The sequence below is a fragment of the Streptomyces sp. SID8374 genome, from assembly GCF_009865135.1.
In the GTDB taxonomy this organism is placed as follows: Bacteria; Actinomycetota; Actinomycetes; order Streptomycetales; family Streptomycetaceae; genus Streptomyces.
On the sequence record NZ_WWGH01000001.1, the window covers coordinates 878,229 to 891,540 of the forward strand.

Annotated in this window: 12 protein-coding genes; 6 read left to right on the top strand and 6 right to left on the bottom strand. The window is 71.1% G+C overall.

The window, feature by feature from the left end:
- Positions 1 to 71: 71 nt before the first annotated feature.
- Positions 72 to 710, bottom strand: coding sequence for a vitamin K epoxide reductase family protein (locus GTY67_RS03900; RefSeq protein WP_161277790.1), 639 nt, complete (start codon positions 708 to 710; stop codon positions 72 to 74).
- A gap of 136 nt (positions 711 to 846) precedes the next feature.
- On the opposite strand from GTY67_RS03900, the gene GTY67_RS03905 reads away from it, so the two are divergent.
- Genes GTY67_RS03905 through GTY67_RS03920 form a run of 4 tightly spaced genes read left to right on the top strand, consistent with a single transcriptional unit; the run spans position 847 to position 4,378 of the window.
- A complete protein-coding gene (locus GTY67_RS03905; protein ID WP_093692854.1) occupies positions 847 to 1,704 on the top strand; it encodes an ABC transporter ATP-binding protein in 858 nt (285 codons plus the stop codon).
- Entirely contained in the window at positions 1,701 to 2,522 is an 822-nt protein-coding gene (locus GTY67_RS03910) for an ABC transporter permease (protein WP_161277791.1), read from the top strand. Before GTY67_RS03905 ends, GTY67_RS03910 begins: the two co-directional genes overlap by 4 nt.
- Positions 2,480 to 3,745, top strand: a complete 1,266-nt coding sequence (locus GTY67_RS03915; RefSeq protein ID WP_161277792.1) for a sensor histidine kinase — start codon at positions 2,480 to 2,482, stop codon at positions 3,743 to 3,745. Before GTY67_RS03910 ends, GTY67_RS03915 begins: the two co-directional genes overlap by 43 nt.
- A gap of 12 nt (positions 3,746 to 3,757) precedes the next feature.
- Complete coding sequence (locus GTY67_RS03920) at positions 3,758 to 4,378, top strand: response regulator transcription factor (RefSeq protein WP_161277793.1); 621 nt, start codon at positions 3,758 to 3,760, stop codon at positions 4,376 to 4,378.
- A 62-nt stretch (positions 4,379 to 4,440) separates the two neighbouring features.
- Here the strand turns inward: GTY67_RS03920 and hisS are convergent, their stop codons facing one another.
- Positions 4,441 to 5,703 (bottom strand): histidine--tRNA ligase, encoded by a 1,263-nt coding sequence (gene hisS, locus GTY67_RS03925; protein ID WP_161277794.1) that lies wholly within the window; start codon positions 5,701 to 5,703, stop codon positions 4,441 to 4,443.
- Positions 5,704 to 5,718: 15 nt separating this feature from the next.
- Positions 5,719 to 6,408, bottom strand: a complete 690-nt coding sequence (locus tag GTY67_RS03930; protein ID WP_093692827.1) for an MBL fold metallo-hydrolase — start codon at positions 6,406 to 6,408, stop codon at positions 5,719 to 5,721.
- A gap of 147 nt (positions 6,409 to 6,555) precedes the next feature.
- Here GTY67_RS03930 and GTY67_RS03935 point away from each other — a divergent pair, with 147 nt between their 5' ends.
- Together GTY67_RS03935 and GTY67_RS03940 are read left to right on the top strand one after the other, a co-directional pair.
- The gene (locus tag GTY67_RS03935) at positions 6,556 to 7,350 is read left to right on the top strand and encodes a peptidylprolyl isomerase (protein WP_161277795.1); all 795 of its coding nucleotides are present in this window, start codon (positions 6,556 to 6,558) and stop codon (positions 7,348 to 7,350) included.
- A gap of 259 nt (positions 7,351 to 7,609) precedes the next feature.
- A complete protein-coding gene (locus tag GTY67_RS03940; RefSeq protein WP_161277796.1) occupies positions 7,610 to 8,839 on the top strand; it encodes a DUF349 domain-containing protein in 1,230 nt (409 codons plus the stop codon).
- 63 nt (positions 8,840 to 8,902) lie between these two features.
- Here the strand turns inward: GTY67_RS03940 and GTY67_RS03945 are convergent, their stop codons facing one another.
- The 3 genes from GTY67_RS03945 to secF all read right to left on the bottom strand — a co-directional run bounded on the left by GTY67_RS03945 (position 8,903) and on the right by secF (position 13,312).
- Complete coding sequence (locus GTY67_RS03945) at positions 8,903 to 11,509, bottom strand: bifunctional (p)ppGpp synthetase/guanosine-3',5'-bis(diphosphate) 3'-pyrophosphohydrolase (RefSeq protein WP_161277797.1); 2,607 nt, start codon at positions 11,507 to 11,509, stop codon at positions 8,903 to 8,905.
- Between the two features lie 148 nt (positions 11,510 to 11,657).
- On the bottom strand, positions 11,658 to 12,209 hold the full coding sequence (locus tag GTY67_RS03950) for an adenine phosphoribosyltransferase (protein ID WP_161277798.1): 552 nt from the start codon (positions 12,207 to 12,209) through the stop codon (positions 11,658 to 11,660).
- Positions 12,209 to 13,312 (bottom strand): protein translocase subunit SecF, encoded by a 1,104-nt coding sequence (gene secF, locus GTY67_RS03955; protein WP_093693468.1) that lies wholly within the window; start codon positions 13,310 to 13,312, stop codon positions 12,209 to 12,211. Before secF ends, GTY67_RS03950 begins: the two co-directional genes overlap by 1 nt.

A 13,312-nucleotide genomic window follows, 5' to 3' on the forward strand; every position in this document is an offset into this window, starting at 1 on the left:
ACTGACAACGCCCTGGCCGGCGGGCGCCCGTCAGCTGGTCCAGAAGCACCTACGAGAGTGGTAGGTGCCGGTCAGCTGGTCCAGAAGTCCCACCAGCGCGTCAGGATCAGCATCCCGATGATCCCGATCCACAGCACCGGCGGCACCCAGTGGAACTCGGTCAGTCCGTTCCGCAGCCACGCGGGCGCGGGGAGGATGCGGTGCTTGATGTTGTGCGTGGTCACGTAGCAGAACATGATGATCGTCGCGACCCAGGCCAGGCAGCACCACAGGCAGAGCGAGTTGATGTTGTAGAGCGACTGGTACTGGAGCCAGGTGCAGAAGCCGACCCCGAAGAGGGTGCCCGCGTTGAGGCCGAGCCAGAACCAGCTGCGGTAGCGGGCGCCGGCGAGCAGGCCCACCCCGATCGCGATGACCATGCCGTACGTGACCAGGCCGAGCATCGGGTTGGGGAACCCGAACGCGGAGGCCTGCTCGCTCTTCATGATGTTGCCGCACGCGACGACCGGGTTGAGGCTGCAACCGGGCGTGAAGGAGGGGTCCTCCAGCAGCTTGAACTTGTCGATGGTGATGACCCAGGAGGCCAGCAGACCGGCCGCGCCGGTGATCACCAGGAGCAGGGCGAGACCCCGTCCGGCCCCGAAGGCGCGCTTGCCGCCGCCCTCGCCCTGGTCGGAGGAGAGGTCGTGGTCTACCGCAGCAGTCGTCATATCGCCGTTCCGTCACCGAGTGGTCAGCCGGGCAAGGTCATTGTGCCGCACCCCCGTACTGGTCAACCGTTCGATGGACATAAAGGTGTACGTCCGGTGGGCAGGGAACCGGCGGCGGCGCGGAATGCTCGGGGCCATGACGGAACTCGTGGTGAACGTGCGCGGACTGCGCAAGCGATACGGCGGTGTGAGCGCTCTGGACGGCCTGGACCTGGACATCCACCGCGGTGAGGTGTGCGGACTGCTCGGCCCGAACGGTGCGGGGAAGAGCACCTGCGTGGGCGTGCTCCAGGGACAGCGGGACCGGGACGCGGGCAGCGTGGAGGTCCTCGGAGCCGACCCCGCGACGGCCGGCCGCCGTCAACGGTCCCGGGTCGGGATCGTCTGGCAGGATGAATCCGCGCCCGCCGAGTTGACGGTACGGGAGACGGTCCGGCACTTCGCCCGCTACTACCCGCACCCGCGCGACCCCGACGAGACCATCGCCCTGGTCGGACTGGAGGCGAAGGCGGGAGCCCGCACCAAGGCCCTCTCGGGCGGTCAGCGGCGCCGCCTCGATGTGGCGCTCGGAGTGATCGGCTCCCCCGAACTCCTCCTCCTCGACGAGCCGACCACCGGTTTCGATCCGGCCGCCCGGCGGCAGTTCTGGGAGCTGATCCGGCTGCTCGCGGACGGCGGCACCACCATTCTCCTGACCACGCACTACCTGGAGGAGGCCGAGGCGCTCGCCGACCGGCTCGTCGTCGTCGCGGCGGGCAGCGCGGTCGCCGAGGGAAGTCCCGAGGAGCTGCGGGCCCGGTACGGCGGGCGGGCGACGGTCCGGTGGACGGAACCCGACGGATCGCCGCGTGCGGAGGAGACCGGGACGCCGACCCGTACGGTCGCCGCGCTCGCCGACCGCTTCGGCGGGGAGGTCCCGGGGCTGTTGGTCACCCGGCCCACGCTCGAAGACGTCTATCTGCGGCTCACCGGGCAGTCGGAGGTGGCCCGATGACCGCGCCGGACACCTCCCACCTGCCCGGCGCATGGCGCCTGGGCCTGCTGCGCGGCGGCCTGGAGCTGAAGCAGTTCTTCCGCCGCCGCGACCAGGTCGTCTTCTCCCTCGCCTTCCCCGTCGTCCTCCTGGTGCTGCTCGCCTCGATCTTCGGCGGGAACGAGGCGGCCACCGGCGTCCCCGTCTCGCAGCTCTACGTGGCCGCGATGCTCGGGGCGGGCATCATGGCGACCAGCTTCCAGTCGCTCGGTATCTCCATCGCGATCGAGCGCGACGAACTGCTGCTGCGCCGGCTCATCTCCACACCGATGCCGCCCGCCGCCTACTTCCTGGGAAAGGTGTGGCTGGTCCTGGTCACCGGCGCCCTGGAGGCGGCCGTCCTGCTGGCCGTCGGAGTGGGACTGTACGATCTCGAGCTGCCCGGGGACGCGGCCCGCTGGCTGACGTTCGGCTGGATCTTCCTGCTCGGGACGGCGGCCTGCACACTGCTCGGCATCGCGATCAGCAGCCTGCCCGGGTCGGGCCGGAGCGCGGGTTCGGTGATCATCCTGCCGTTCCTGGTGCTCCAGTTCATCTCCGGCGTCTACATCCCGGCGAGCGAACTCCCGGAGTGGATGCTGAACATCGGCGCCCTGTTCCCGCTGAAGTGGATGTGCCAGGGCTTTCGCGGAGTCTTCCTGCCGGAGTCCGCCGCCGTGCTGGAGCAGGCGGGCGGCTGGGAGTTCGGACGGGTCGCCCTCGTGCTGGGCGCGTGGTGCATCGGAGGATTGCTGCTGTGTCTGCTGACCTTTCGCTGGAAGAACCGGCGCGACGGCTGACCAGGGCCGCCGAAGCCCGGGACTCCGACGTCCGGGTCCGGTCGGTGCGCCCCTGGGACGGGTATTTCGCCGTCGTCTGGATCGTCACCCTCGCCGTGGTGCTGGGGGCCGCCGAACCATCGTGGCCGGTCCGCGTGACAGCGGCCGCGATCGTGGCGCTGAACCTGCCGTGGTACGTCCTGGCCGGCCGACGGGCCATGCTGGACGACACCGGGTCCGAGGGGCCGGCCCGCCGCTATGTGGTGGGAGCGCTGCTGCTCTTCCTGCCCACGGCGATGCTGGTCGGCGAGACGCAGCTGGTCACGTTCGCGCTGGCCCCGCAGTGCTTCATGCTGCTGCGGCTGCGGGACGCGCTGTGGGTGCTGGCCGGGATGGGCGCGGTGCCGCTCGCCGGCTGGACGCTGCTGTGGCATCCGACGGCCGGCGAGGCCGGGTTCCGGTTCCTGCTGGCGGTGGCGACCTTCGCGTTCAGCGCCTTCCTGGGCCGGTCCATGACGCGGATCATCGTCCAGAGCCGCGAGAGGGCCGCGCTGATCGCCGAGCTGGAGGCGGGCCGCGAGGAGATCGCCCGGCTGTCGACGGCCCACGGGGCGCTGGCGGAGCGGGAACGGATGTCGCGGGAGATCCACGACACCCTGGCCCAGGGCTTCACCAGCCTGCTGATGCTCTCCCAGGCCGTCGAGTCCGAGCTGGACCACGATCTGCCGCAGGCCCGGCGCCATGTGGCGCTGATGACCCGGACCGCGCGGGAGAACCTCGCCGAGGCCCGGGCGCTGGTGGCCGGCGGTTCACCGGCCGATCTGGCCGGCAACTCGCTGGCGGACGCCCTGCGCCGGCTCGCCGACCGGCACGCCGCGCAGACCGGCGCCCCGGCGCTGCTGACGGTGACCGGCGACGTCCGGCCGCTGCCGACCGCGTACGAGGTCGTCGCCCTGCGCGCCTGCCAGGAGGCCCTCGCCAACACCCGTAAACACGCGGGCCCGTCCGTACCGGTGACCGTCGTGCTGACGTACGCCTCCGACGCCCTGACCCTGTCCGTACGGGACGAGGGGTGCGGCTTCGACCCCCGGGCGCCGCGCGAGGGCTACGGTCTCGACGGCGTACGGGCCAGGGCCGAGGAGGCGGGCGGCGGCGCGGTGGTCCGCAGCGCGCCGGGCGCCGGGACCTCGGTCACCGTGACCCTGCCGCTGCCCCCGACCGTCCCGTCCGCGGACGCCCCCTAGAAGGAGTTCCCGATGATCCGAGTCCTGCTGGCCGACGACCACCCCGTCGTGCGGGAGGGGCTGCGCGGGATGCTGGACGCCGAGCCGGACCTCGACGTGGTGGCCGAGGCGTCCAGCGGTCCGCGCGCGGAGGCGCTCTGCGCCGAACTGCTGCCGGACATCGTGCTGATGGACCTGCGGATGCCGGGCGGCGGGGGCGTCGAGTCGATCCGCCGGATCCGTGCGGCCGGGCTGCCGTGCCGGGTCGTCGTGCTGACCACGTACGAGAGCGACAGCGACATCCTGCGCGCGGTGGAGGCGGGGGCCTCCGGCTATCTGCTCAAGGACCTGGGCCGGGCGGAGCTGGCGGACGCGATCCGGGCCGCGGCCCGGGGCGAGACCGTGCTCGCACCGACGGTGGCGACCCGGCTGGTGGACCAGCTGCGCGAAGCGCCGGAGCTGCCCCGGCTCTCGGAGCGCGAGACGCAGGTGCTGCGGCTGGTGGCGGAGGGGTGCACCAACGCGGAGATCGGGCGGCGGCTGTTCATCGGCGAGTCGACGGTGAAGACCCATCTGCTGCGGGTCTTCGGCAAGCTGGGCGTCAGCGACCGGACCGCAGCGGTGACAGGGGCGATGCGCCACGGGCTGCTGTGAACGCGAGAGGCGCGGGCGGCAGGACCTCAGGTCCTGCCGCCCGCGCCCCGCTCGCAGCTCGGTCAGCCGAGGCGCTTCGTCAGCTCCGCGACGGCCTCGGCCAGCGGCACCGCGTTCTGCTCGCCGGACTCCATGTCCTTGAGCTGGACGACGCCCTCGGCGAGATCACGCTCGCCCGCCACCAGGGTGTAGCGCGCGCCCGAGCGGTTGGCGCTCTTCATCGCGCCCTTGAGGCCGCGGCCGCCGAAGGCGAAGTCGGCGGCGATGCCCGCGCGGCGCAGCTCGGTCACGACGGCGAACAGGGCCCGCCGGGCCTCCTCGCCGAGCGGGACGGCGTAGACGCTGGTGGTGACGGGCAGGTCCAGTTCGACGCCCTCCGCCTCCAGGGCGAGGACCGTGCGGTCCACGCCGAGGGCCCAGCCGACCGAGGGCAGCGCGGGGCCGCCGATCATCTCGGAGAGGCCGTCGTAGCGCCCGCCGCCGCCCACCGCGGACTGGGAGCCCAGGCCGTCGTGGACGAACTCGAAGGTGGTGCGGGTGTAGTAGTCGAGGCCGCGCACGAGCTTCTCGTCGTCCTCGTACACGACTCCGGCCGCCGTCAGCAGTGCGCGGACCTCCTCGTGGTACGCCTGGCAGGCGTCGCAGAGGTAGTCGCGGAGCTTGGGGGCGTCGGTGAGCTGCTTCTGTACGTCGGCCCGCTTGTCGTCCAGGACGCGCAGCGGGTTGATCTCGATGCGGCGGCGGGTCTCGTCGTCGAGGTCGAGGTCGCGCAGGAAGGTCTGGAGCGCCTCGCGGTAGACGGGGCGGCACTCCTTGTCGCCGAGCGAGTTCAGCAGGATGCGGAACTGGCGCAGGCCCAGCGAGCGGTACGCCTGGTCGGCGAGGATGATCAGCTCGGCGTCCAGGACCGGGTCCTCGGTGCCGATGGCCTCGGCGCCGACCTGCGAGAAGTGGCGGTAGCGGCCCTTCTGCGGGCGCTCGTAGCGGTAGTACGAGCCGGAGTACCAGAGCTTGACCGGGAGGTTGCCGGCCTTGTGGAGGTTGGCCTCCAGGGCGGCGCGCAGGACGGACGCGGTGCCCTCGGGGCGCAGCGCCAGCTCGGCGCCGCCCTTGGTGGTGAGGGTGTACATCTCCTTGGTGACGATGTCGGTGGACTCACCGACGCCGCGCGCGAAGAGTTCGACGTCCTCGAAGCCGGGTGTCTCGATGTAGCCGTAGCCGGAGTCGCGCAGGGGCGCGGCGATGGCCTCGCGCACCGCCAGGTACTTGGCGGAGTCCGGCGGGGTCAGGTCGTACGTGCCCTTGGGGGCCTGGAAGGTGCTCACGTTTACGTCTCTCGTCTACATTCCTCGGCGCGGCGCCGCGTCCAGACCGTTCAGGAACGGGTTGGAGGCGCGCTCGCGGCCGATGGTCGTCTGGGGGCCGTGGCCGGACAGCACCACGGTCGAGTCGTCGAGGGGCAGGCACACACGGGCCAGCGATTCGAGGAGCTCGGCGTGGTCGCCGCCGGGGAGGTCGGTACGTCCGACGGAGCCGGCGAAGAGCAGGTCGCCCGAGAAGAGGACCGGCGGGATGTCCGCGGCCTCGGGCATCTTGAACGTCACCGACCCCTTGGTATGGCCGGGCGCGTGCGAGACGCCGAACTCCAGCCCGGCCAGGGTCAGCTTCGACCCGTCGGTCAGCTCCTTGACGTCGTCCGGCTCCCCCACGGTCAGCTCGCCCATGAGCGGCATCCCGATGGAGCGGCCGAGCGCCTTCTCCGGGTCGCTCATCATGTAGCGGTCCTCGGGGTGGATCCAGGCGGGGACGTCATGGGCGCCGCAGACGGGGACGACCGAGGCGACATGGTCGATGTGGCCGTGGGTGAGCACGACGGCGACGGGCTTGAGCCGATGCTTCTTCAGCGCTTCCTCGACGCCCTGGGCGGCCTGGTGGCCCGGGTCGATGATCACGCACTCCTCACCGGCGGCGGGGGCGACCAGGTAGCAATTGGTCCCCCAGGCCCCGGCGGGGAACCCGGCAATGAGCACGATCGTCCTTAATGTTCGTCCGGAGGATGCGGCCGCAGCGGCGGATGCAGCAGATCAGAGCCTACCGGCGCTCCTCATGACACAGGTAACCCATATACGGTACGGGCAGCCCAGCCCCGATCTCACGACGTACAAGGAGCCCAACCGGTGTCCAGCAGCGAACAGCGGCGGCGGCAGCTCGCCCGGGAGAAGTTCGAGCGCCAGCAGAAGCGCCGGGAGGAAGCCCGTCGCCGGACGAGGCGCATCACCGCGATCGTCGCGGCGTCGGTGGCCGTGGTCGCCGTCGCGGGTGTGAGCGCGTTCGTCGTGGCGGGCAAGGACGACGGCAAGGACGACAAGAAGACCGAGGCGGCCGCGAGTCAGAGCCCGGAGCCGACGCCTTCGGAGACCGAGAGCAAGGCTCCCGCGCCGCCGATGGAGATCGACAAGAAGGCGACGTACACGATGTCGCTGGGGACGAGCCGGGGCGACATAGCGTTCGCCATGGACGCGGCGAAGACCCCGCACACGGTGAACTCCTTCAAGGCGCTCGCCGACAAGGGCTACTTCGACGGGACGAAGTGCCACCGCCTCACCACGCAGGGCATCTTCGTCCTCCAGTGCGGCGACCCCAAGGGCGACGGCACCGGCGGCCCCGGCTACAACATCCCCGACGAGAACCTCAAGGCGCTCGGCGAGGCGGGCGACGACGGCACGGTGACGTTCCCCGCGGGCACGGTGGCGATGGCCAACACCGGCCAGCCGGGCACCGGCGGCAGCCAGTTCTTCCTGGTCTACAAGGACACGAAGCTGCCGCCCACGTACACCCCGTTCGGCAAGCTGGACAAGGCCTCGCTCAAGGCCGTCGAGAAGGTCGGCGCCGCGGGTGTCGAGGGCGGAGCGGGCGACGGTGCGCCGAAGAAGGCCGTGGAGATCGAGAAGGCGACCGTGAAGAAGGACTGATCCGGCCGCACGGCCCCCGGGGCGGCTCCAGGGGGTGTCTTGTCGATCGGGCCCCGCGAGCCCGGCCTGGTCGACAAGACACCCGCACACCCCGGGCCGCCGGGCGGGAGCGGATAATTTCGGCCGCGCGGAGTGCGGACAGCCGGGCGGCCGGTCGCCTAGATTGGCGTTGTGCAGGGCGGGCGAGGCCCGCCCGAGGAAACTGTGGACGATGCCCGGGGGGCGAACCCCCTCGCAGGCATCAGGTGGAGGAGGCGCTGTGAGCAGCGACCCGTGGGGCCGCGTCGACGAGACGGGCACCGTGTACGTGCGTACAGCCGACGGCGAGCAGGTCGTCGGATCGTGGCAGGCCGGTTCCCCCGAGGAGGCTCTGGCCTATTTCGAGCGCAAGTACGACGGCATTGTGGTCGAGATCGGCCTCCTCGAACGGCGGGTGAAGACCACCGACCTGTCGGCGAAGGACGCGACGACCGCGATCGGGCATCTGCGCCAGCAGGTGGACGAGCACCACGCGGTGGGCGACCTGGACGCACTCCGCAAGCGCCTGGACGCGCTCGTGGCGACGGTCGAGGCGCGGCGCGAGGAGCGCAAGATCCTCAAGGCCAAGCAGACCGACGAGGCGAAGCACGCCAAGGAGGCGCTGGTCGCCGAGGCGGAGGAGCTGGCGCAGAGCGAGCAGTGGCGGTCGGCCGGTGAGCGGCTGCGTGCGCTGGTGGACACCTGGAAGGGTCTCCCCCGCCTGGACCGCAAGTCCGACGACGAGCTGTGGCACCGCTTCTCGCACGCCCGCTCGGCGTTCTCCAAGCGGCGCAAGGCCCACTTCGCCGCGCTGGACGCCCAGCGCGAGGACGCCCGCAAGGCCAAGGAGAAGCTGGTCACCGAGGCCGAGGCGCTGTCCGGCTCCACGGACTGGGTGGCCACGGCCGCGCGCTACCGCGACCTGATGACCGAGTGGAAGGCGGCGGGCCGCGCCCAGCGCGAGGCCGAGGACGACCTGTGGAACCGTTTCCGCGGTGCCCAGGACGTCTTCTTCGCCGCCCGCAGCGAGGTCTTCGCGGAGCGCGACGCCGAGCAGGGCGAGAACCTCAAGCTCAAGGAGGAGCTCGCCGCCGAGGCCGAGAAGCTGGTGCCGGTGAAGGACCTGAAGGCGGCCCGCGCCGCTTTCCGGGGCATCAACGAGCGCTGGGAGGCCATCGGCCACGTACCGCGTGACGCACGGCCCAAGGTCGAGGGCCGGATGCAGGCGGTGGAGCGGGCGCTCCAGGAGGCCGAGGAGTCCGAGTGGCGCCGGACGAACCCGGAGGCGCGGGCCCGCGCCGAGGGTCTGACCGGTCAGCTCCAGGCGGCCGTGGACAAGCTGCGCGGCCAGATCGACACCGCGCGCGCCTCGGGCAACAACGCCCGGGCGGACAAGCTGGCCAAGGAGCTGGAGGGCCGGCAGGCGCTGCTGGACCAGGCGCTGAAGGGCCTGGAGGAGTTCGGCGGCTGAGAAGCCTGACACGAGGAGGGCCCCGGTACGCGATGCGTACCGGGGCCCTCCTCGTGTCCGCTGTTACGGCCTGCGGGCCGAGGTGACCCGGTAGACGTCGTAGACGCCCTCCACGCCGCGTACGGCCTTCAGGACGTGGCCCAGGTGCTTGGGGTCGCCCATCTCGAAGGTGAAGCGTGAGGTGGCCACCCGGTCGCGGGAGGTCTGGACGGCCGCCGAGAGGATGTTGACGTGCTGGTCCGAGAGGATCCGGGTGACGTCGGAGAGCAGCCGGGAGCGGTCCAGCGCCTCGACCTGGATGGCGACCAGGAAGACCGAGGACTGGGTGGGCGCCCACTCCACATCGAGGATGCGCTCGGGCTGCTGTGAGAGCGACTCCACGTTGACGCAGTCGGCGCGGTGCACGGAGACGCCGCTGCCCCGGGTGACGAAGCCGATGATCGGGTCGCCCGGCACCGGCGTACAGCAGCGGGCGAGCTTGACCCAGACGTCCTCGACGCCCTTGACCACGACACCGGGGTCGGCGTTGGCGCGGCGCTTGCTGCGGCCGCCGTGCGAGGGCGGGGTGGATTCGGCCAGGTCCTCGTTGGCCTCGTCGTGGCCGCCGAGCGCCTGCACCAGCTTCTGTACGACACCGGCCGCCGCGACATGGCCCTCGCCGATCGCCGCGTACAGCGAGGAGATGTCGGGGTAGCGCATCTCGTGGGCGAGGGTGACCAGGGAGTCGCCGGTCAGGATGCGCTGGATCGGCAGGTTCTGCTTGCGCATGGCCCGCGCGATGGCGTCCTTGCCCTGTTCGATGGCCTCGTCGCGGCGCTCCTTGGAGAACCAGGCGCGGATCTTGTTGCGGGCGCGCGGCGACTTGACGAAGCCGAGCCAGTCCCGGGAGGGCCCGGCGCCGGCCGCCTTGGAGGTGAAGACCTCCACCAAGTCGCCGTTGTCGAGGGTCGACTCGAGCGGGACGAGCCGCCCGTTGACGCGTGCTCCTATGGTCCGGTGGCCGACCTCGGTGTGGACGGCGTATGCGAAGTCGACGGGGGTCGCGCCGGCGGGCAGCGCTATCACGTCGCCCTTCGGCGTGAAGACGAAGACCTCGTTGCGCGAGAGGTCGAAGCGCAGGGACTCCAGGAACTCGCTGGGGTCCTCGGTCTCCTTCTGCCAGTCCAGGAGCTGGCGCAGCCACGCCATGTCGTTGACGGTGTCCTGGCCGCGGCCGGTGTTCTTGGGGACGTCGGTGCGCACCTTGGAGGCGCCCGCCACGGCCTCCTGCTTGTACTTCCAGTGGGCGGCGATGCCGTACTCGGCGCGGCGGTGCATGTCGAACGTACGGATCTGGAGCTCGACGGGCTTGCCGCTGGGGCCGATCACCGTGGTGTGCAGCGACTGGTACATGTTGAACTTGGGCATCGCGATGTAGTCCTTGAACCGCCCGGGCACCGGGTTCCACCGGGCGTGGACGGTGCCGAGCGCCGCGTAGCAGTCGCGGACGGTGTCGACGAGGACCCTGATGCCCACCAGGTCGTAGATCTCGGCGAAGTCGCGGCCTCGCACGATCATCTTCTGGTAGACGCTGTAGTAGTGCTTGGGGCGGCCGGTGACGGTGGCCTTGATGCGGGCGGCGCGCAGGTCGGACTGGACCTCGTCGGTCACTATGGCGAGGTATTCGTCGCGCTTGGGGGCCCGCTCGGCGACGAGGCGGACGATCTCGTCGTACATCTTGGGGTAGAGGATCGCGAAGGCGAGGTCCTCCAGCTCCCACTTGATGGTGTTCATGCCCAGCCGGTGCGCCAGCGGGGCGTAGATCTCCAGCGTCTCGCGGGCCTTCTTCTCCTGCTTCTCCCGCTTCAGGTAGCGCATGGTGCGCATGTTGTGCAGCCGGTCGGCGAGCTTGATGACCAGGACCCGGGGGTCCTTGGCCATGGCGACGACCATCTTGCGTACGGTCTCGGCCTGCGCGGCCTCGCCGAACTTGACCTTGTCCAGCTTGGTGACGCCGTCGACGAGGAGGGCGACCTGGTCGCCGAACTCGCGCTTGAGGGTGTCCAGGCCGTACTCGGTGTCCTCGACGGTGTCGTGCAGCAGCCCGGCCATCAGGGTGGCCGGATCCATACCCAGCTCGGCGAGGATCGTGGTGACGGCGAGGGGGTGCGTGATGTACGGGTCGCCGCTCTTGCGCTTCTGGCCCCGGTGCCACCGCTCGGCCACCTGGTAGGCGCGTTCGATCTGGCGGAGGGTGGCCGTCTCGATCTTGGGGTCGTTGCCCCGGACCGTACGCAGAAGGGGTTCCAGGACCGGGTTGTACGGGCTGGAGCGCTGTACGCCCAACCGGGCGAGGCGGGCCCGCACGCGGTTGGAGGAGCCGCCGGAGCGGGGCGCGGACCCGGCGGGGGCGGCGGGCTTCACGGGCGCCGGGGGCGTGGGGGCCGGGGGCTTCGGCTGCGGTGCGGCGGCCGGCTCGGCGGGCTGGGCCTTCGGCGGCGGGCTCGCGGGCGTGGCCGGTTTCGTCTCTCCGGCGGGCTTCGCGGGGGCCTGGGGGCGCGCGGGAGCCGCCTCGGGCTCCGGGGGCGCGGGCTTCGGCGCGTTCGAGGGCGCGGCCTTCCCGGTCGTGGCGGGGGCCGCCACGGGCTTGTCGGGCTGCGGGGCGGCGGCTGACTGGGCCTCGTCTGGCAAGAGCGCTCCTCGTGCGGATCCGGGGTACCCGGAGAGCCCATGGTAACGATCCCCCGGCAGGTCCTCGCCCGGGGACGGTGAGAGCTTGGAGAACGAAGGGCGGGCACCCGGATGTTCCCGGGTGCCCGCCCTTCCTGTACGGGGGTGCTCAGACCGTGATCAGCGCTTCCAGCGGGGCGCCCCGCAGGCCGGGCTCCAGCCGGGCCCGGCCCGACAGGAAGCCGAGCTCCATGAGGACCGAGACGCCCGCGACCTGGGCACCGGCCCGCCGGATGAGCTCCAGCGAGGCCTCGGCGGTGCCGCCGGTGGCCAGGACGTCGTCGATGACCATGATCCGGTCCTCGGCGGCGAGGTCCTCGGCGTGGATCTCGATCTCCGCGCTGCCGTACTCCAGCTCGTAGGACTGGGCGAGCGTGGCTCCGGGGAGCTTCCCGGCCTTGCGGACCGGGACGAAGCCGATGCCCGCCCGGATCGCGACCGGCGCGGCCAGGATGAAGCCGCGCGCCTCCAGGCCGACGATCTTCGTGGCGCCGTGCCGTACGCACAGCTCCGCGAGGGCGTCGGTGAGCGCCGTGAAGGCCACCGGGTCCGCCAGCAGCGGGGTGATGTCCTTGAACACCACGCCCGGCTTCGGATAGTCCGCGACATCGCGGATCCGGCTGAGCAGCAGCTCCCTGACGGATTCGGTGGTGCTGGTCATCAGCGCTTCCCCGGGGTGCGGCCGTGGCCGCGGGGCTGCTGACGCTGGCCCACGACGGCGCCCGCGGTCTCGGCGCCCTCGTCGTCCTGGCGGAACGCGGGGCCGTCGTCCTCGGGGGACTCGCCCCGCGCGGCGGCGGCCGCGCGCTTGGCGAGGACCCGCTTCTTCAGGGCCTTCATCTGCGGGTCGCGTTCCTTGAGGTCGGCGACGAGCGGCGTGGCGATGAAGATCGAGGAGTACGCACCGGCGGCGAGACCGACGAACAGCGACAGCGAGATGTCGTTCAGCATGCCGGCGCCGAGGACACCGCCACCGATGAAGAGCAGGCCGGCCACCGGCAGCAGCGCCACCACGGTGGTGTTGATGGAGCGGACCAGCGTGCTGTTGATCGACCGGTTGGCGATCTCGCTGTACGTGTAGCGGGTCTGCTTGGTGATGTCCTTCTGGCCCTCCTTGAGGCTGTCGAAGACCACCACCGTGTCGTACAGGGAGTAACCGAGGATGGTCAGCAGACCGATCACCGTGCCCGGGGTGACCTCGAAGCCGACCAGTGCGTAGACACCGACCGTGATGGTGATGTCGTGGATCAGGGCGATGAGGGCGGCGACGGCCATCCGCCACTCGAAGGCGATGGCCAGATAGACCACCACCAGGATCATGAAGACCCCGAGACCGGTCCATGCCTTGTTGGCGATCTGCTCGCCCCAGCTGGGGCCGACCAGGTCCGCGTTGATGTCGTTGGCGGGGATGCCGAGCTCGTCGGAGAGGGTCTCCTTGATCTCGTTGGCCTTCGCCGTGTCGACCTCGGTGATCTGGATGCGCAGGCCGCCGTTGCCGAGCTCCTGGACGATGGCCAGGTGGCCGGAGGCGTCGGTCGCCACCTCGGTGGCCTGGGCGGTGGAGATCTTGGCCTTGGTGTCGGTCGTGAAGACCGCGCCGCCCTTGAACTCGATGCCCATGTTCAGGCCGCCGACCGCCACGCCGATGATGGCCGTAATGGTGATCAGTATCGAGACGCCGTACCAGATCTTCCGGTTGCGGATGAAGTCGTAACCGACCTCGCCTCGGTAGAGCCGGGCGCCGAGATTGCCGAGTCGCGACAT

Coding starts and splice junctions, on each gene's coding strand:
- GTY67_RS03900 (WP_161277790.1), bottom strand. CDS start 710: ATGACGACTGCTGCGGTAGACCACGACCTCTCCTCCGACCAGGGCGAG.
- GTY67_RS03905 (WP_093692854.1), top strand. CDS start 847: ATGACGGAACTCGTGGTGAACGTGCGCGGACTGCGCAAGCGATACGGC.
- GTY67_RS03910 (WP_161277791.1), top strand. CDS start 1,701: ATGACCGCGCCGGACACCTCCCACCTGCCCGGCGCATGGCGCCTGGGC.
- GTY67_RS03920 (WP_161277793.1), top strand. CDS start 3,758: ATGATCCGAGTCCTGCTGGCCGACGACCACCCCGTCGTGCGGGAGGGG.
- GTY67_RS03950 (WP_161277798.1), bottom strand. CDS start 12,209: ATGACCAGCACCACCGAATCCGTCAGGGAGCTGCTGCTCAGCCGGATC.
- secF (WP_093693468.1), bottom strand. CDS start 13,312: ATGTCGCGACTCGGCAATCTCGGCGCCCGGCTCTACCGAGGCGAGGTC.